General features: G+C 70.5%; 18 protein-coding genes and 3 pseudogenes. 13 read left to right on the top strand and 8 right to left on the bottom strand.

The genetic code is table 11. The annotated features are described in order from the left end of the window. Nucleotides 1–42 precede the first annotated feature (42 nt). Genes tsaB through tsaD form a run of 3 tightly spaced genes read left to right on the top strand, consistent with a single transcriptional unit; the run spans nt 43 to nt 2,230 of the window. The gene (tsaB, locus tag Q5425_RS13940) at nt 43–708 is read left to right on the top strand and encodes a tRNA (adenosine(37)-N6)-threonylcarbamoyltransferase complex dimerization subunit type 1 TsaB (RefSeq protein ID WP_308672619.1); all 666 of its coding nucleotides are present in this window, start codon (nt 43–45) and stop codon (nt 706–708) included. Next, nucleotides 705–1,184: a ribosomal protein S18-alanine N-acetyltransferase gene (gene rimI, locus Q5425_RS13935; RefSeq protein ID WP_308672618.1), complete on the top strand. Its 480-nt coding sequence runs from the start codon at nt 705–707 to the stop codon at nt 1,182–1,184. The genes tsaB and rimI overlap by 4 nt, the downstream gene beginning before the upstream one ends. Continuing rightward, nucleotides 1,184–2,230, top strand: coding sequence for a tRNA (adenosine(37)-N6)-threonylcarbamoyltransferase complex transferase subunit TsaD (tsaD, locus tag Q5425_RS13930; protein ID WP_308672617.1), 1,047 nt, complete (start codon nt 1,184–1,186; stop codon nt 2,228–2,230). The genes rimI and tsaD overlap by 1 nt, the downstream gene beginning before the upstream one ends. Here the strand turns inward: tsaD and Q5425_RS13925 are convergent, their stop codons facing one another. The 6 genes from Q5425_RS13925 to Q5425_RS13900 all read right to left on the bottom strand — a co-directional run bounded on the left by Q5425_RS13925 (nt 2,231) and on the right by Q5425_RS13900 (nt 6,857). Next, nucleotides 2,231–2,467 carry a hypothetical protein gene (locus Q5425_RS13925; protein WP_308672616.1) on the bottom strand — a complete coding sequence of 79 codons (237 nt, stop codon included), beginning with the start codon at nt 2,465–2,467 and terminating at the stop codon, nt 2,231–2,233. Nucleotides 2,468–2,618: 151 nt separating this feature from the next. Continuing rightward, nucleotides 2,619–3,851 (bottom strand): DUF222 domain-containing protein, encoded by a 1,233-nt coding sequence (locus Q5425_RS13920; protein ID WP_308672615.1) that lies wholly within the window; start codon nt 3,849–3,851, stop codon nt 2,619–2,621. A 274-nt stretch (nt 3,852–4,125) separates the two neighbouring features. Next, nucleotides 4,126–4,605 (bottom strand): GNAT family N-acetyltransferase, encoded by a 480-nt coding sequence (locus tag Q5425_RS13915; protein WP_308672614.1) that lies wholly within the window; start codon nt 4,603–4,605, stop codon nt 4,126–4,128. A gap of 42 nt (nt 4,606–4,647) precedes the next feature. Beyond that, nucleotides 4,648–5,793 carry a non-hydrolyzing UDP-N-acetylglucosamine 2-epimerase gene (gene wecB / locus Q5425_RS13910; RefSeq protein WP_308672632.1) on the bottom strand — a complete coding sequence of 382 codons (1,146 nt, stop codon included), beginning with the start codon at nt 5,791–5,793 and terminating at the stop codon, nt 4,648–4,650. 104 nt (nt 5,794–5,897) lie between these two features. After that, the gene (locus Q5425_RS13905; protein WP_247015003.1) at nt 5,898–6,077 is read right to left on the bottom strand and encodes an LPXTG cell wall anchor domain-containing protein; all 180 of its coding nucleotides are present in this window, start codon (nt 6,075–6,077) and stop codon (nt 5,898–5,900) included. Between the two features lie 12 nt (nt 6,078–6,089). Further along, nucleotides 6,090–6,857 carry a choice-of-anchor P family protein gene (locus tag Q5425_RS13900; RefSeq protein WP_308672613.1) on the bottom strand — a complete coding sequence of 256 codons (768 nt, stop codon included), beginning with the start codon at nt 6,855–6,857 and terminating at the stop codon, nt 6,090–6,092. Between the two features lie 383 nt (nt 6,858–7,240). On the opposite strand from Q5425_RS13900, the gene xrtP reads away from it, so the two are divergent. After that, nucleotides 7,241–7,729, top strand: a complete 489-nt coding sequence (gene xrtP / locus Q5425_RS13895) for an exosortase P (protein WP_396135171.1) — start codon at nt 7,241–7,243, stop codon at nt 7,727–7,729. Then, nucleotides 7,726–9,102 carry a glycosyltransferase family 2 protein gene (locus Q5425_RS13890; RefSeq protein WP_308672611.1) on the top strand — a complete coding sequence of 459 codons (1,377 nt, stop codon included), beginning with the start codon at nt 7,726–7,728 and terminating at the stop codon, nt 9,100–9,102. Before xrtP ends, Q5425_RS13890 begins: the two co-directional genes overlap by 4 nt. 21 nt (nt 9,103–9,123) lie before the next feature. Here the strand turns inward: Q5425_RS13890 and Q5425_RS13885 are convergent, their stop codons facing one another. Beyond that, nucleotides 9,124–10,995, bottom strand: a complete 1,872-nt coding sequence (locus Q5425_RS13885; protein ID WP_308672610.1) for an N-acetylmuramoyl-L-alanine amidase — start codon at nt 10,993–10,995, stop codon at nt 9,124–9,126. 357 nt (nt 10,996–11,352) lie between these two features. Between Q5425_RS13885 and groES the strand changes: the two genes are divergently transcribed. Beyond that, nucleotides 11,353–11,646 carry a co-chaperone GroES gene (gene groES / locus Q5425_RS13880; RefSeq protein ID WP_004559922.1) on the top strand — a complete coding sequence of 98 codons (294 nt, stop codon included), beginning with the start codon at nt 11,353–11,355 and terminating at the stop codon, nt 11,644–11,646. Between the two features lie 97 nt (nt 11,647–11,743). Next, nucleotides 11,744–13,357: a chaperonin GroEL gene (gene groL / locus Q5425_RS13875; protein WP_308672609.1), complete on the top strand. Its 1,614-nt coding sequence runs from the start codon at nt 11,744–11,746 to the stop codon at nt 13,355–13,357. 173 nt (nt 13,358–13,530) lie between these two features. On the opposite strand, the gene Q5425_RS13870 is transcribed toward groL, so the two are convergent. Then, nucleotides 13,531–13,833 carry a WhiB family transcriptional regulator gene (locus Q5425_RS13870; protein WP_033261506.1) on the bottom strand — a complete coding sequence of 101 codons (303 nt, stop codon included), beginning with the start codon at nt 13,831–13,833 and terminating at the stop codon, nt 13,531–13,533. 248 nt (nt 13,834–14,081) lie between these two features. On the opposite strand from Q5425_RS13870, the gene Q5425_RS13865 reads away from it, so the two are divergent. The 6 genes and pseudogenes from Q5425_RS13865 to Q5425_RS13840 all read left to right on the top strand — a co-directional run. After that, nucleotides 14,082–14,987, top strand: a complete 906-nt coding sequence (locus Q5425_RS13865; protein ID WP_396135170.1) for a MerR family transcriptional regulator — start codon at nt 14,082–14,084, stop codon at nt 14,985–14,987. Nucleotides 14,988–15,193: 206 nt separating this feature from the next. Beyond that, nucleotides 15,194–15,373 (top strand): annotated as a pseudogene (locus Q5425_RS13860) (transposase); the annotation flags it as partial. Nucleotides 15,374–15,382: 9 nt separating this feature from the next. Next, a pseudogene (locus tag Q5425_RS13855) lies at nt 15,383–15,541 on the top strand (IS110 family transposase); the annotation flags it as partial. A 92-nt stretch (nt 15,542–15,633) separates the two neighbouring features. Beyond that, nucleotides 15,634–16,512, top strand: coding sequence for a hypothetical protein (locus tag Q5425_RS13850; RefSeq protein WP_308672607.1), 879 nt, complete (start codon nt 15,634–15,636; stop codon nt 16,510–16,512). A gap of 131 nt (nt 16,513–16,643) precedes the next feature. Next, complete coding sequence (locus Q5425_RS13845) at nt 16,644–17,240, top strand: response regulator transcription factor (RefSeq protein WP_003073605.1); 597 nt, start codon at nt 16,644–16,646, stop codon at nt 17,238–17,240. A gap of 384 nt (nt 17,241–17,624) precedes the next feature. Further along, a pseudogene (locus tag Q5425_RS13840) lies at nt 17,625–17,777 on the top strand (RNA polymerase subunit sigma); the annotation flags it as partial.

The following is a 17,777-nucleotide window of genomic DNA, read 5'->3' as shown; positions in this document are numbered from 1 at the left end:
TGCAGCAAGCAGGCGAAGACGCTGGTCGTAGGCTGGGACACCGTGTTGGTACTGGCGATCGATACCTCGACCCCGGCGGTGACCGCGGGCGTCGTCGCGCTGGACGGCGAGCGGGTCGAGACGCGCGGTGACCGCGTCACGGTCGACCCCCGCGCCCACGGAGAGCTGATCACGCCGCACGCACTGGCCGCTGCCGAAGCCGCCGGCGTGACCCTGAAGGACCTCGACGCGATCGTCGCCGGTGTTGGCCCCGGGCCGTTCACCGGCCTGCGCGCCGGGATGGCCACCGCCGCCGCGCTCGGTCACGCCCTCGGCATCCCGGTGTACCCGGTCTGCAGCCTCGACGCGCTGGCCGCCGACGTGCCGCCGGGGGACAACGCTTTCCTCGTCCTGACCGACGCCCGGCGCCGCGAGGTCTACTGGGCCGCCTACGACGCCGAGGGGCGGCGCACCGACGGCCCGCACGTCCAGCGTCCCGCCGACCTCGAGACCGGCGTCAAGGTGGCGGCCGGGGACGGCGCCCTCCTCTACGCCGACGCGCTCGACGTCCGGCCGGTCGAGCCGCGGTTCCCGTCGCCCGCCGGGCTGGTGAAGGTCGCTCGGAGCGCCTTGCTCGCGCAGGAACCGCCGGCGCCGCTGACGCCGTTGTACCTGCGCCGTCCCGACGCCGCGGAGCCCGCCGCGCCGAAACGGGTGACCGCTCCGTGAGACTCGGACCCCTGCGCCGCATGGACATCGCCCGGTGCGTGGAGATCGAGAAGATCCTGTTCCCCGGGGACGACCCGTGGAGCGCGCGCGCCTTCCACTCCGAACTGGACGCGGGCAACTTCTACCTCGCCGCGCGCCCGGACGAGGGTGACGAGCTGCTCGGTTACGCCGGGCTGGCCGTCGTCGGGCGCCGCCGCGGCGAGTACGAGGCGACCGTGCACACCATCGGCGTCGCCCCCGAACACCAGGGCCAGGGGATCGGCAAGGCGCTGCTGCAGGCGCTGCTGACGCGGGCCGACGAGTTCGAGGCGCCGGTCTTCCTCGAGGTCCGCACGGACAACACCACCGCGCTCGCCCTGTACGAGCGCCACGGCTTCGAACGGCTCGGCATCCGGAAGCGCTACTACCAGCCTTCCGGCGCCGACGCGTACACGATGGTCCGCCCGGCGCGGACGCGAGACGGGGTGGCGGGCTGATGGCACGCATCATCATGGGCATCGAGAGCTCGTGCGACGAGACCGGCGTCGGCCTGGTCCGGCTGCACGACGACGGCACGGTCGAGCTGCTCGCGGACGAAGTGGCCTCCAGCGTGGAGCAGCACGCCCGCTTCGGCGGCGTGGTGCCCGAAGTCGCCAGCCGCGCGCACCTCGAAGCGATGGTCCCGACGACCGAGCGCGCGTTCGCCACGGCGGGGCTGTCGATGTCCGATGTGGACGCGATCGCGGTGACGGCGGGGCCGGGCCTGGCGGGCGCGCTGCTCGTCGGCGTCTCGGCGGCGAAGGCGTACGCGACGGCGCTGGACGTGCCGCTGTACGGGGTCAACCACCTGGCCGGGCACATCGCGGTGGACACGCTGCAGCACGGGCCGTTGCCCACGCCGTGCCTGGCGCTGCTGGTCTCGGGCGGGCACACGCAGCTGCTGCGCGTCGACGACATCGCGTCGTCGATCACCGAGCTCGGGTCCACTGTGGACGACGCGGCGGGCGAGGCGTACGACAAGGTGGCCCGCGTGCTGGGCCTGCCGTACCCGGGCGGCCCGCCGATCGACAAGGCGGCCAAGAACGGCAACCCGGCGGCGATCGCGTTCCCCCGCGGCATGACGGGCCCCCGCGACGCGAAGTTCGACTTTTCCTTCTCCGGCTTGAAGACGTCGGTCGCTCGTTGGGTCGAAGGCGCTTTGCGGCGTGGCGAGGAGATTCCGGTGGACGACGTCGCGGCGTCGTTCCAGGAGGCCGTCGCGGACGTGCTGACGGCGAAGGCGATCCGCGCGGCGAAGGAGCAGGGAATCGACACGATGGTGATTTCCGGTGGCGTGGCGGCGAATTCGCGGTTGAAGGAGCTGGCGGCGGAGCGCTGCGCGGTGGCGGGCATCGAGCTGCGGGTGCCGAGGCCGAGGCTGTGCACGGACAACGGTGCGATGATCGCGGCTTTGGGGGCGCATGTGGTGGCGGCGAAACGGCCGACGGCACGGCTGGACTTCAGCGCGAACCCGGCTTTGCCGGTGAACGTGGTTTCGCTCTAGCTACTGGGCTGTTCCCTTCAGTAGCCACCGGTCGACCGGCACCTCGAGCAGGACTCGAGGGCCGAAGGGGGCGATCTCTTTGCCGACATCCCAGCCGTCGTACTTGGCGGCGATCGCGGCGAGGACGTCGTTGGGCAGTGCGTCGCGGTGGAGTCGTGCCCGCCCTTCGGCGACGATCGGGTTGTCGCCGTCCTCGAGTGCGAGGCTTACTCGGAGGTCGTTCAGGACGTTGCGCACGTGTGCAGAGCCAGAGGTTGCGGTCCTTGTTCAGCCGGTTGGTGATCCCCACGTCGCCAGCTTGCGGGCCGCGGTGGGCGCTTGCGCTCGGTCCTGTATCGAAGTCGTGTCGAGCTGGGCTGGGGTGAACCGCTCGTGGCCTTTCCCGTGTTCAGGCTGCGAATGGCAGGGTTTCGTGCAGGTTGTTGCGCCGGGGTAGTCGGCGCCGGTCGATGAACACTGGAGGCAGGAACTCGGGGCGTCCGTCGGCGGCGATACGCACTTCCCAGCCCGACCGGTGCAGTAACCGGTGGTGGTGGGCGCACATCAGTACCAGGTTGGTGAGGTCTGTAGGTCCGCCATCAGCCCAGTGCCGGATGTGATGACCTTGACAGTGCCGAGGCGGCCGATGACAGCCCGGGAAAGCACAACCCCGGTCCCGGAGGAACAGAGCCCGACGCAACCCGGCCGAGATCAACCGGCGGAGGCGACCGAGATTGAGCGGTTCGCTGTTGGCGCCCAGGACCGCAGGGATGATCATGGCATCGCAGGCATGCACCCGGGCTTCGGCGGCCGACATTTCCCCGGTATCGCCGAGCGTGGCCTTCCCGACCCCGGACTTCAGATCCTCCAGGGAGACCGCGACCATCACGTGGGCTCGTTCCCCGGCCTGCATCGGCAGGTCCGGAGAGTTCAGGGCGAGATCCACGGCATCGGAGAAGGCATCGCCGTAGCGCTGCGGAGTGGTGCGGAAGTCGGGTCCTTCGTCCCCGTTGCGACGCTCGGCCAACGCGTCCAGCAACGCGCTGGCACGGGTGCCGGTTTCGTCATCGAACCGACCGCTCAGCTCCCACACCCCGGTTCTTTTCCGGCGCAGGAACAACTCACGGGCCGGGGCCACGGGCTCGATGTCGTCAGGCGCGGTTCCATCGGGAACGAGGTGGGCGAGGATGCGGGCGCCCAGGGCGGCGACCTGCTTGTGCCCGGCCTCTTCGGCGAAGGTCAGCAGGTTGGCCTCGGCACTCGAACAGTGCACAGGCGGAACCTGAGCCAGAACATCGGTGATCACATCGATCATCGGGTTGCTCAACCGCCCCGCCAGAGCAGCAGCACCGGTAGCAGGGGCCAGGGCGGGGATCGGGCTGCCATCAAGGTTCCGGCCGGGATTCACCAAACGGGCACGTTTCACCAGACGTTCCGCAGCCGGCTTCGGCACATCGCCGACATGCTCCAACAACCGGGCAGCGGAGCGGTAGCCGAACAGCTCCATCACTCCGCGCTGCTCGATGTCCACCAACAGAGCACCGAGTTCGGCTTCGGCGGAGCGCATGGTTGTGAGCAGCTCACCGATGCGGTCGGCAAAAGCCACCGCGTCGGAGGAGGTGTGAGCTGCGTTGCTGGTCATGCCTCCAAATTACCGACCATCGAACACGGGTTCGTCACTCGATCGGGCAAAGATCAAAGCCACTGTCCGCACCCCAGAACACCACGAAAGCCCGGCAGGGCAAGCGAAGCGTGGGGAATCGGCGCTGCCGACCGCGACGCGGCGCAATCCCGCGGAGCGCCGATTTCCCACGCCACGGCGAAGCCGTGCTTGAAGCCCAGCCACCTTCTCTCCCCATGCCGACCACCGACACGCCCCACAGCGCCAACCTGCCCGCGACGACTTCGATCAGGCCCTAGACCGTGAACCGCAGCCGTGTGCCCGCGATGGGCGGCGGACGTTCGGTCTCGGTGATCCCGCCCGTGGCCGCCTCCGCCACGACTGACCGCCACAGCGCTGCAGCCGGCGGGTTGTTGCGGTCGAACGACAGCGTCCACTCGCCGGGGTGGCGGGTGAACAGCAGCCGGGCTGCCCGGCGGGCCACGCCCTGGTGGCGGTACCGGCGGACGACGAAGAACTCGGCGACGTTCCACGACCCGTCGTTGTCGACGTCGCTGCGCAGCAGGGCGAAGCCGCCGAGCGTGCCGTCGACGGTGATGAAGTGCGCCTCGCGGCCGGATTCGGTGAAGTACGAATCCAGGTAGCGGTAGGTGAACGTGCCGTGCGGGGTGAGGTCCAGACCGCGGATCTCGGAAAAGTCGTACTGGTAGAGCTGGATCAGGTTCGCCAGCACCGGCTTGTCCGCCTCGGTGGCGGTGACGAGTTCGACGTCCACGGACGCCAGTGTCGTTGACCCGGTCGCGGGCCCGCGACCGATTTAGGACGCCGTCGCCGGGGCCGCGGTCCGTACGCCCAGCAGTTCCTCGATCGCCGCGACCGCCAGGACCGCCGCATTGCCTTCGCCGTAGGGGTTGCCCACCTGAGCCGGGCGCAGTTCGCCGCTCAGCAGCCGCGCCGCCGTGTCCGCGATGCGCTCGGTGTCCGTGCCCACCAGCCACGCGCACCCCGCCTCCACGACCTCCACGCGCTCGGTCACCTCGCGCAGCACCAACACCGGGGTACCGAACGTCGGCGCCTCCTCCTGGATGCCGCCGGAATCCGTCAGCACCACCGACGCCAGCCGCAGCGCGCGGACCAGGTCCGGGTACTCGAGGGGATCCGTCACCGTCACCCGGGGCAGGCCGGCCAGCGCCGCCTCCACCTGGGCGCGGACCTGCGGATTGGGGTGCGCCGGGAACAGCACCTGCACGTCCGGGTGCTCGGCCACGATCAGCTGCACCGCCGCCAGCGTTCGCTCCAGCGGCTCGCCCCAGGACTCCCGCCGGTGCGACGTGACGAGCACCAGCCGCTCACCGGCCTCCGCGAGCTCCATCTCCAGCAACGCCAGCGCCGTGTCGCGCGCCGGCAGGTCGCGGGCCGCGATCTCCAGGACGGCGTCGACGACCGTGTTGCCCGTGACCGCGATCTGCTGCCGCGCAACGCCTTCCGAGCGCAACGCCGCCGCCGCGCCGAGCGTCGGCGCCAAGTGCAGCGCCGCGAGCCGCGACACCATCTGCCGCGCGCCCTCCTCCGGGAACGGCGCCGCGAGGTCGTGCGTGCGCAGCCCGGCTTCCAGGTGCACCACCGGGATGCCCAGCCAGAACGCCGCCAGCGCACCGGCCAGCGTCGTCGTCGTGTCGCCCTGGACGACCAGCGCGGCCGGGGCGTGCCGGCGCAGCGCGTCGTCGAGGGCGGGCAGCAGGCCCGCCATCAGCTCGGCCTGGCCGCCGGTCACCCGCGGCGGCACGTCCAGCCACGCGTCCACGGCCAGGCCGAACGGCTCCAGGGCCTGCTCGACCATGCCCGGGTGCTGGCCGCTGTGGACCAGCACCGGCCGCAGCGCCGGGTGGGCGGCCAGCGCCAGTGCCAGCGGCGCGAGCTTGAGGGCTTCCGGGCGCGTCCCGGCCAGCAACATCACGTCCACCCCGCGGTGCCCCTTCTCCACATCGTTCAGTGTCCAGGAATTTCTTTCCCACGGGGCCGCCGGCGTGCGAGGGGCACACGCCGGCGGCCCGGGGGGTCACCGCCTCAGTCCCGCGCCTGGGAGAGACGGCGGTTGCGGCGGTGGACGGCGATCAGCGCGACGGTCCCGAGCAGGACCAGGAGCACGCCGACGGCCAGCCACCACCCGATGTCGGCTCCGGTGGCGGCGAGGGTGCCGACCCCGCCACCGGCCACGCCGACTCCGGCGCCCGGCATCTTGTACATCTCCGACCTCGCTCAGGCCTGCGCGAAACGGCGGCGGAAGATGCGCGTGCCGACCGGCACCGCGACGGCGCCGAGCAGGCCGAGCCCGATCCAGAGCCCGGCCCCGGACGCCAGCGGCATCGGCGGCGCGGCCGGGCCGCAGGTCGCCGACGACACGACCACGTCACCCGAGCCGAGCGCCTTGAGCCCTTCGCCGAGCAGCTTCACGTGGACGGCGTTGACCGTGAGGCTGCCGTCGGCGTTCTTGATCTGCTCGTTCAGGATGATCGTGGCGACGTTGAGCGCGCCGAGACCGACCTTGATCTGCGTGTTCGCGGCCGGGGTCGAGTCGACCGCGCCGACGCTGCCGAGGTTCGCGCCGACCAGTTTCGCGCTGCCTTCGACGCCCTTCTGCGTCGCGGTGCAGACGGCCTCGACGAGCTTGATGCCGACGTTGCCGAGGGCCGCCTTGAGCAGCGGCAACCCGACGTCGGCGGTGCTCGCCTTCGCCGTCACCGCACCGGAATTCTCGTCGCGCTTGGCCTCGGTGTTGATCACGCCGGTGGTCAGGACGCCGGTCAGGTCGACCTTCGCCAGGCTGCTGGTCGCCGGGCCCGCGGTGCTGGCGGCCGCGAACGGGCCCGCTTTCACCGCGTCCTGGCCGAGCAGCTTGACGTTGACCTTGACGCCGTATGCGGACCCGTCGCCGGGTGCTGCCGAAGCGGGGGCCGCGCCGGCGAGCACGACGCTCGCCACGACCGCGGCGAGCAGCCCGCCACGGCGCACGAGGGAGCTCTTCATCAAGTGTTCCTCCGAATTGCTGGATTGATCGGGGGTTTGCGTGACCGTGGCGCGGATCGAACCGGCTTGCCTCGAACTCGGCACGCGGATCGACTATCGCGAAGACCGGCCGGAATAGCACACAAAATTTCCCGGATCACCGGATCGGGTAAGGCTCGCCGCCGTTTCCGCTGGTCGTTTTCGGTATCACTCGAACGGCGTAACAAGTTCGGCGAAACATCAGCCGATTGGGCGGCTTTTCCACCCCTCCGAGTGGAAACCCGTGGCACACATGTCCTACGCTCGCCCGGGGTCCGCAGCTTGATCGGAAAATCGGCACCGGAAGGAACGTCGTGGCGGTAGCGAGCGCGCCGAACTCAGGAACGACAAGGTTTTCGCTGGTCATGGCGCTGAGTGCGCTTGCGGCCGCGGGGGTCGGGGTGGTGCTGGCCGAGCGGTTCTACCGCGAGCTGGAAGTGCGGCTCGCCGGCGCGATCCTCGACCTGTTCACTACATCGGGTGTTTATGTGGCACCCGATCGGGAGTCTGTTTACTTTGGGTTGACGAGCGCTGCTCCGTTCGGGTTGAGAATGACACCGGAATGTTCTTCGGCGTTCCTCTTGCTCCCGCTGCTCGTTGTGACGATGGTCATGCTGTACTTCCGGCCGTCGAATGCGCGACGGCTCTTTCTTTCGCTCGGCATTTCCGCGGTCGTCGTCGTGCTGGTGAATCAGCTGCGCATTCTCACGATCGTCGGGCTCGTGCACCGGTTCGGCACCGACGATGGCTACTACTGGGGGCACACGCTGCTCGGCTCGATGGTGAGCGTGTTCGGCGGCGCCGTCTCGATCGTCCTGTTCGTCTGGCTGGCCACCCGGAAGAAGAAAGCATGAGCGTCAAGGTCGTCCTGGCGATCACGCAGGCGTTCGCGCTCACGATGAGCGTGGCGTTCCTCGTCTACGTCGTGGTGATCGTGGTGCCGTACCTGCGCCGTAAACCCGGCCCCGCCGGCGACCCGGCCGGCTTCACGTGGCACTTCTTCGTGCCCTGCCGCGACGAGCAGACGGTCATCCGCGAGACCGTCCGCTACCTGCGCACGACGTTCCGCCGGGCGCACGTCTGGGTCGTCGACGACGACTCGGAGGACCGCACCGCGCGCGTCGTCCGGATGCTGTGGCGGCGCCACGGCGGCTACGACCCGTACCTGCACCTGGTGCCGCGCGTGCGGCCCGAAGCCCGGACCGGCAAGGGTGACGCGCTGAACGCGGCGTACCGCGCCCTGAACGACTGGATGGGCCCGGACGCGCGCCGCGACGACGTCGTCGTGGTGGTCGTCGACGCCGACGGCCGTCCGGCGCCGAACTGCCTCGAAGCCTGCGCGGCACCGCACCTCTTCGGCGACCCGGCGGTGGGTGCGGTGCAGCTGGACGTCCGGATGAGCAACGTCGGCACGCCGCCGCCGAGCCGCAACCCGGCCGGCCGCTGGTTCGGGCTGAAGCTCGCGCAGCTGCAGGACCTGGAGTTCCGGACGGCGATCGCGGCGATCCAGACGTCCCGCGGCTTCACCGGCACCATCTCCATGGGCGGCAACGGCCAGTTCACCCGGCTCACGGCGCTCGACTCGATCGCGGGCGAAGACGAACAGCCGTGGCGCGGCTCGCTGCTGGAGGACTTCGAACTCGGCGTCCACCTGCTCACGGCCGGCTGGCGCACCGGGTTCACCCCGGACTCTCATGTGGCGCAAGAAGGTCTGTACAGCCTGCGGCGGTTCCTCGTGCAGCGCACGCGGTGGGGCCAGGGCACCATGCAGTGCGCCCGGTACCTGCGGCGGATCTGGGATTCCCCGCACGTCAGCACGCTCGGCGCGGCGGAGATGATGTACTACCTGGCCCAGCCGTGGCTGCAGCTGCTGGGTTCGCTGCTGTACCCGATCCCGTTCGTGCTCCTGGTGATCGGCACCGCGGGCGACCCGGCGCAGATGTGGACGTGGTTCACCGGCGGCGCCTGGATCCTGTTCGCCGTCTACGGCTCGTTCGGGCTGCTGCCGTTCCTGGTCTGGGGCCCGATCTACCAGCTGAAGTGCTTGCGCAGCAGGAACTTCCTGCGCGGGCTGGGCATGGGCTTCGCGTACGCCGCGTACATCTACACGTTCTACGTGACGTCGTGGCGGGCGCTGTTCAGGCTGGTGCGCGGGCGCAACGGCTGGGCGAAGACGCGCCGCAACACCGAGCAGTCGGCCGGGGTGAAGGTCGCGCTCGACGCGTGAGCGCGACCTCCACCCGGTGCGTCAGAACGCCGGGACGATCCGGACGTCGTCGGCCTTGACGAAGGCGATCCGGTGCCCGAACTGGATCTGGACGTACTTGAGCTTGCCCTTCACGACCACGTGGTTCGCGGGGTCGAAGGTGGTCGCCCAGTAGTACTCCGAGCCGACCGTTCCGCCGGAGGAGTACTTCTGGCCGGCGGAGAGCGTGTACGGCAGCGGCGTGATCGCCTGCACGGTCACGCCGGCCGGGTAGGCCTCCGGCTCGGGGTAGGCGCGCCCGAACACCGGCACCGAGGCGGCGCCGGGCTTCGGCGTCACGACCCAGCCGATCGCGGGCTTCGCGACCCGGGCGTTGCGCGGGTTCTGGAACCAGCCCTTCTGGCCGAGGTACCAGATCGCCGTCCAGTCGCCCCGGACTTCGGCGACGGCGTACCGCTGCCCGGTCGCGACGCGGCTGCCCACGTCGGCGACGTCCATGGTGGACGCCGTGCCCTTCGGGTGCAGGCCGATGTCGACCAGCAGCGGCGAGGACTCACTGGGCTCCGAGTGCAGGATGACGGCCTCCGAGCCGCGCGGCACGCAGGTGGTGCCGGGGCCGTCGCAGCCGGTGAACGCGGGCTGGTTCTTCGCGAAGTCCGGATCGATGGTGACCAGCGACGAGCCCGGCAGGCCGAACCCGCCGAGCGGCGCGCCCAGCAGGTCGAAGTAGTGCGACCAGTCCCAGTAGGGGCCCGGGTCCCAGTGCATGCCCGGGATCGTGGCCGGCGTCGTGCCCGGCACGTTGTCGTGGCCGATGATGTGCGCGCGGTCGAGCGGGATGCCGTACTTGCGCGAGAGGTAGCCGACGAGCTTCGCGCTCGAGCGGTACATGGCCTCGGTGTACCAGGTGCCCTTCGCGGCGAAGCCTTCGTGCTCGATGCCGATCGACTTCGCGTTGACGTACCAGTTGCCGGCGTGCCAGGCGACGTCCTTGGTCGGCACGTGCTGCGCGATCAGGCCGTCGGCCGAGCGGATGGAGTAGTGCCAGCTCACGTACGTCGGGTCCTGCACGAGGTCGAGGACGTTCGCCCAGTAGCCCTCGGTGTCGTGGATGACGATGTGGTCGATCTTCTGGCTCGACGGCCGGTCTGCGAGGTCGTGGTTGCCGTAGTCGTCGTTCGGCAGTTCCTGGTAAGGCGCGGGCACGGACTCGCAGGCGACCCGCTTCGGGCACTCGACGTTCGCGGCCGTCGTCTCGCCGTGCGGCGGGACGGCCAGGTCCGGCGTCGGGGACAGCGTGACCTGCTGGCCGTCGTCCGTCGTCCGGGCGACGCCGGTCTTGACCGTGTCGAAGACTTCGTCGGCGAAGGTCTGCGCGGCGGCCTGGTCGGCGGAGCCGCTGTAGCGCGCGACGGCGTAGTACCAGTCGTTCGCGCTCCGGTGGTACTCCGCGAGCAGGGCCGCGCCGCCTCGGATGTTCTGCTTCGCGTCGGAGCGCAGGGTTGCGGCGTCGGTGCCGAGGAGGCGCGCGGCCTCGTCGACGGTCTGCAGCGTGGGGGGTGGGGCGGCGGGGCCGGCCTGCGGGTGGCGGGCGGGGCGGGCGTCGTCGCCGCGCGGGTCTTCGGTGCCTTCGTCGTGGTGGCTGGTCGCCACTCCGGCTTCGCGCAGGTCGGTGAGGTGCATCGGCCCGTAGCCGGCCGACGTGCTGGGCGTGCCGGCGTTGGCGTCCCAGCGGGACTCCAGGTACGAGACGCCCAGGAGGATGTTCTCCGGGATGCCGAACTCGGTCGCCGCGGCGGTGAAGTCGCGTTGCCGTTGGCTCGTTGGGCCGGCTTGGGCCGGGGTGGCGGCCAGGCCGGTGAGGAGGGTGATGGCGGCGGTGATGGCCGCCGCTCTCGGGACGGGGCGGGACATGGGCATGAACCCCCAGGGTGCAGGTGCCAGAGGTGAGAACCTAACCAGAAACTCACCTCGGGGGTAAGGGCTGCCCTGTTGATGCGCTCGTTGTCTGGCGGGGGAGGTCCGGGGCGGTCCCGGGTGGCGCTCGGGTCGCGGCTTGGTGATCTGGGTGGCGCCTCGGTAAAACTGCCGGTCAGGGTGGTTGCGAGGGGCTTCTTCGCTCGTCGGGTGGACCCTCCTTGCACGACTGGCACTCACGTGGATAGAGTGCTAATCGCACGGCCCGAACAGCCCCGGCACCCGCGACGGCGGGGGTGGTAGAGCCGTAACCACATCCTGCCAACGCTTTCGACGACCGTGGAGGTCAACCCGGTGAGCGTGAACATCAAGCCGCTCGAGGACAAGATCGTTGTCCAGACGAGCGAGGCCGAGGAGACGACCGCTTCCGGCCTCGTCATCCCCGACACCGCCAAGGAGAAGCCCCAGGAGGGCAAGGTTCTGGCCGTGGGCCCGGGCCGGATCGACGACAAGGGCAACCGCGTCCCGCTGGACGTGAACGTCGGCGACGTCGTCATCTACTCCAAGTACGGCGGCACCGAGGTCAAGTACAACGGCGAGGACTACCTCATCCTGTCCGCCCGCGACGTGCTGGCCGTCATCAACTGACGTCCGCTCGCAGCGCATGACGCCCCGGGCCCCGCACAACGCCGGGGAGCGGGGCGTTCGTGCGTTCAAGACCACCGGAAGGTAAGCGGAAAACGCTATGCCCAAGCAGATCAAATTCGACGAGGACGCTCGTCGCGCACTCGAGCGCGGGGTGAACAAGCTCGCCGACGCGGTCAAGGTCACCCTCGGCCCGCGTGGCCGCCACGTTGTGCTCGACAAGAAGTTCGGCGGCCCGACCATCACCCTCGACGGTGTCACCGTCGCCCGTGAGATCGAGCTCGACGACCCGTTCGAGAACCTCGGCGCGCAGCTCGCCAAGAGCGTCGCCACCAAGACCAACGACGTCGCGGGTGACGGCACCACGACCGCGACCGTGCTCGCGCAGTCGCTGGTGAAGGTCGGCTTGCGCAACGTCGCGGCCGGCGCCAACCCGTCCTCGATCGGCCGCGGCATCGAAGCCGCCGCGGAGAAGGTCATCGAGGTCCTCAAGGCCAAGGCCACCCCGGTCAAGGGCCGCGAGAACATCGCGCAGGTCGGCACCGTCACCTCCCGTGACGCGAACATCGGCGCCCTGCTCGGCGAAGCCGTCGAGAAGGTCGGCGAAGACGGCGTCATCACCATCGAGGAGTCGTCGACCTTGGCGACCGAGCTGGTGATCACCGAGGGCGTCCAGTTCGACAAGGGCTTCCTCTCGGCGCACTTCGCGACCAACCCGGAGGAGCAGAAGGCGATCCTCGAGGACGCCTACATCCTGCTGGTCCGCGAGAAGATCTCGTCGCTGGCGGACCTGCTGCCGGTGCTCGAGAAGGTCGTCGAGGCCAAGAAGCCGCTGCTGATCATCGCCGAGGACGTCGACGGCGAAGCGCTGTCCACCCTCGTGGTGAACTCGCTGCGCAAGACGATCACCGCCGTCGCGGTCAAGGCGCCGTTCTTCGGTGACCGCCGCAAGGCGTTCCTGGACGACCTCGCGGTCGTCACCGGCGGCGAGGTGATCTCCACGGAGATCGGCATGAAGCTGGCCGACGCGAACCTCGGTTCGCTCGGCAGTGCGCGGCGCATCGTCGTCACCAAGGACGACACCACCATCGTCGACGGCGCCGGCACCAAGGACGCCACCCAGGCGCGGATCGCGCAGATCCGCAAGGAGATCGAGAGCACCGACTCCGACTGGGACCGCGAGAAGCTGCAGGAGCGGCTCGCGAAGCTCGGCGGCGGGGTTGCGGTCATCAAGGTCGGCGCGGCCACCGAGACCGAGCTGAACGAGCGCAAGCACCGCATCGAGGACGCCGTGGCCGCGACCAAGGCGGCCGTCGAGGAGGGCATCCTGCCCGGCGGTGGTTCGGCGCTGGTCCACGCGGTCAAGGAGCTCGAGGGCGGCCTCGGCCTCGAAGGCGACGAGGCCACCGGCGTGCGCATCGTGAAGGACGCGCTGACGGCCCCGCTGTTCTGGATCGCGACCAACGCGGGCCACGAGGGCGCGGTCATCGTCAACAAGGTCCAGGAGCAGAGCTGGGGTCAGGGCTTCAACGCCGCCACCGGCGAGCTGACCGACCTGCTGGCCGCCGGCATCGTCGACCCGGTCAAGGTGACGCGGTCGGCGGTGGCGAACGCCGCCTCCATCGCCCGGCTGGTGCTGACGACGGAGAGCTCCGTCGTCGAGAAGCCGGCCGACGAGGAGCCCGCCTCGGCGGGTCACGGCCACTCGCACTGACGCACGGCCCGAACCGGGGCGGCATCCCACCAGGGGTGCCGCCCCGTTCTTGTCGCACTTTCACGTGAAAGTGATCCGGAGGCGAAGGCTCCGGATAGCTTTCACGTGAAAGCTCGGAACGGCACGGAGGGCGGCACCCCACCCGGTGCCGCCCTCCGATGTCTGTGGCGCGCTCAGCCGCCGGACATGCTGAGCGCGCGTTTGTCCGATTTGATGATGTGCTCCCGTTCGGACTCCGAGAGCCCGCCCCAGATGCCGTAGGGCTCGTGCACGGCCAGCGCGTGGCTGCGGCACATCTCCAAGACCGGGCAGCTCAGGCAGACGGCCTTCGCCCTGGCCTCCCGCCGTGCCCGCGCCGGGCCGCGCTCGCCGTCCGGGTGAAAGAAGGACGCGCTGTCCATCCCCCGGCACGACCCTTCGAGCTGCCAGTCCCACATGTCGGCGTTGGGTCCTGGGAGCCTGCGCGTGTCTGCCATCCTGACCGCCTCCGTCATTCGGTCGATGCCGCTAGCTGCTCTGCTGTGGTGCCGATACTCCATTCGGTGCAACGGCGGTAACGTTAGAAGCGCGCCAATAGTTGTTCAAGCGATTCGGTTCGATTCAGCCGTTAGGCATCCCCCGGATGTGTGAGCAGGGCTTTCGCCTCCGGTTGCCGACTGCGCTGGGTGCCTGGATATTGAGGCTCGTGGGAGCTGGGTCGGGCACCGAAGAACCCACCCTGCCGGTGGCCTCGGTCGCCCGCCGGCTCGGGGTCGCGCCGTCCACCCTCCGAACGTGGGACCGCCGCTACGGGCTGGGGCCGAGCCGGCACACCGACGGCCGGCACCGCCGCTACGGCAGCTCCGACATCGGCAGGCTCGAACTGATGCAGCGCGCGTTGCTGAGCGGCGCGTCGACGGCCGAGGCCGCGCGGTACGCCCTCGAGCAGATCCCGCGCTCCGGGCCGCCCCAGCCGGAGGAGCCGGGGCAGCTGCCGGGGGCCTCCGTCGCCGACGACGGCCTCGAGGTCCGGTCCCGCCTCGCCCGCCGGCTGAGCACGGCGGCCCTCGCCATGGACGTCGGCGCGGTGCAGCGCATGCTCGCCGACACGATCGCCGAGCTCGGCGTCCTGCCCGCGTGGACCGGCGTGATCGAGCCGGTGCTGTCGGCGCTCGGAGCGCGCTGGCGGGGAGCGAGCGCGGGCGCCGAGGTCGAGTACCTGCTGGCCGAGTGCGTGTTCGCGGCGCTGGTGCGCGCGACCCCGGTGCTCGACGAGCCCCGCAACACCCGCCCGGTGCTCCTCGGCTGCGTCCCCGACGAGCGCGACTCGATGCCGATGTACGCGCTCGCGGCCGCACTGGCCGGCCGCCGGATCGGCGCCCAGCTGTTCGGCGTCCCGTTGCCGGCGGAGGTGCTGGCGGTCGCGGTGCGCCGCAGCGCACCGGCGGCGGTGGTGCTGTGGGCCCACGGGCGCGGGGTCGCGGACGCGCGGCTGTTCGCGAGGGTCTCCCGTGGCCGCCAGCGCAGCAGGCTGTTCGCGTGCGGCCCGGGCTGGGACCCGGCGGGCCTGCCGGACAAGGTGGAGCTGCTGACGGACCTGCCGGGAGCGGCGGACCGCATCGAGCACGTCCTGGTCGGCGGGCACCGCTAGCGGCCGGTTGTCCACAGCTCCGCCGCGATGTGGAACCCCATGATCCGGGGGGTGGTGTCACCGGGTCTGGTGGCATCGAGGGACCGCTGACAGGGACACGGCCACCGCTGGGTAGGTCTCGTCGCAGGCGTGGGTGCCGGCGCTCGATGCCTGATCGGTGACCACGTCGCGGCGAACGAACGGCATGGTGGAGGAGCAGCAGTTTCATCGTGTTTCTCGGCCTGGACGTCGGCAAAGACGCCCACCACGCCGTCGGTCTCGACCCGGACGGGAAGCGGCTGCACGACGGGCCGCTGCCCAACACCGAACCCAAGCTGAGAGCCCTGTTCGACAAGCTCGCCCCGATAGTGGTCGCCCGCGCAGCGGGCCATCAGGTCGCCGACCTCGGATCGGTCAGCCGGGCCAGCTACGACAGGAAGAGGGCCGAGGGGAAGAAGCACAACGCCGCGTTGATCTGCCTGGCCCGCCGCCGCTGCGACGTCCTCTACGCCATGCTCCGCAACGGCACCCACTACCGTCACCCCGAACCAGTTCCCGTCCCCGCTGCGGCTTGACAACCACTCAGGGAACCCTCCAGGGAGCGGTGGGACTTGCGCGTCGGTCACTTCGATCATTTTTTGTCGGTGCCACCCACTAGAAAGGACGGGTGCACGAACCCGCCCTCAGGGCCGCCGCGTTCGGGAGCGATCCGCGGCCCGATCCCGCCGCCACGCGCGGCCGCGGCAGCCCGCGGGAACGGCTGCTCGCCGCGATCGTCCTCGGCGCGCAGGGCCGGTACGCCGCCGCGGCCACCCTGCTCGGCGTCCTCCGGCGCGACGGCGACCCGGTGACGGCCTCCCTCGCCGCCAGCACCCTCGCGTCGCACCGGCGGCAGCTCGGCGGCCACCGGCAGGCCCGTGCGCTCGACGGCGAAGCCCTCGCCAAAGCCAGCACCCCGGGAGCCGGAACCGGGACCGGAACCGCACCCGGCCGCGACCCGGACGGCCTGGACGCCCCGGGTGCCCGTGCCGACGCCCTGCTCGGCTTGGCCGCCGACAACCTCGCCCTCGGCCGGCTCTCCGCCGCCCGCAGGCTGGCCGCACGGGCCGCGGACCACGACACCGGGTGGCGCGCCCGGGTCCGGGGCGGCTGGGTCGGCGCCGAAATCGAGCTCGCCGCAGGTCAGGGCGCCGCCGCCGTCCCGCACGCCGAGCGCGCTTTCGAAACCGCGCTGGCCCGGGGTGCGCGGCGGCACGCGGTGAAATCCGGGATTGTGCTGGCTGTGGCCTTGCGGGCCGCCGGGGCACCCGATCACCGGAAGATTTCGGACGACCTTGTCGGAAATGCAATGGCGACCGCCGAGGAATGCGAACTGCTTTCACTTTTGTGGCCGGCGGCCCTCGTGGCGGCCGACTTGCGCCCAGGACACGCCGAGGAGTATCGATTCAGAGTGGCGCAGGTGTTGCACGCAGTGTTACGAAGCGCAGATCCTTGCGGGAGGAGGGTTGCGGGGGAATCACCATGGGTCCCGGTCCCGGGTGGTTGAGCCGTCGGAATGGGGTGTTCCGGCATCCGGGCTAAGAAAGTTCAAAAAAAGCCACCGGATCGTGTCAAGGTTCGGGCTAAAGCGTCCGATAGGGGAAGAGGAATGTCACCCGGCTGCAGGAAGGAAACCCCGTGACGACGGTCTTGATCTGCGACGACCGACGCAGTGTCCGTGAAGGGCTCACCCGAGTGATGTCCGCGGTCCCTGGGGTCAGTCGCATCGACTGCGTAGCGCACGGTGACGAGCTGCTGGCCCGGTACTCCCGTCAGCCCGTCGACGTCGTGCTGGTCGGGACGCAACGCGCGGTCCCGACAGGTGTCGAAGCCACCCGGCGGCTCGTCTCGGCCAACCCCCAGGCGAACGTCATCGTCTTCGGCGCCCCCGACGACGCGGGCAGCATCGCTGCCGCGATCGCCGGCGGCGCTCGCGGCTACCTCCGCTGGGACGCGTCCCGGCCGGAGCTGGTCGCCGCGCTGGCCCACACCCTGGCGAGCACCTCGGTGCCCGCGCCCCGTCAGCCGTCCGACCCGGGCGTCCAGCTGACCGAGCGCGAGCTTCAGGTGCTCCGCGGGATGAGCCAGGGCAAGAGCAACGGCCAGATCGGCCGCGAGCTCTACCTGTCCGAGGACACGGTCAAAACCCACGCCCGGCGGCTGTTCCGCAAGCTCGGCGTGCGCGACCGCGCGCAGGCCGTGGCGCACGGCTTCCGCCGCGGTCTGGTCAGCTGACCTGTCGCTCTCCCCGTTCCTGACACGGCCGGTTCACAGGTGACGACGGGCCAGGGCGCACCGCCCTGGCCCGCATCTGTGTGGTCCCCATCACATTCCGGCGCCCGCCAGGGCAGCCCGGGGCGGTTCGCCGCCCCGGCACCGTCCCTCCGACGGTTCTCGTACCCGCAACGCCGTTCACTCGTTGAAACGTCGATGTCGATCGCGGGTCTGCACGACAATCCGTATTTCCGCGGCTACGCAAGCCGCGGCGCGCCGGGGAGTACCGCGCGCGCCGCTCCGGGCCGGGCCGCAGGTACGGTAGCGGTCTCCGGTGCGCGGTGGAGGCGACCACGGGCCGGGTTCTTTGCACACCTACGCGTAACACTGGGACTGTTGTCTGCGATGGCCAATGTGGGGGATGGACTGGATGAGCCGGTCGCCGCTGCTGTCGAGGGAGATCCCCAGGCAGTGGAGCGGTTGCTGGCTGCTATCCGTCCACTGGTAGTGCGGTATTGCCGCGCCCGGGTTGGCAGGCAGGAGCGATCTTTCGCTTCG

The sequence above is a fragment of the Amycolatopsis sp. A133 genome, assembly GCF_031082405.1.
In the GTDB taxonomy this organism is placed as follows: domain Bacteria; phylum Actinomycetota; class Actinomycetes; order Mycobacteriales; family Pseudonocardiaceae; genus Amycolatopsis.
This window is presented reverse-complemented; position numbering and strand designations above follow the sequence as displayed.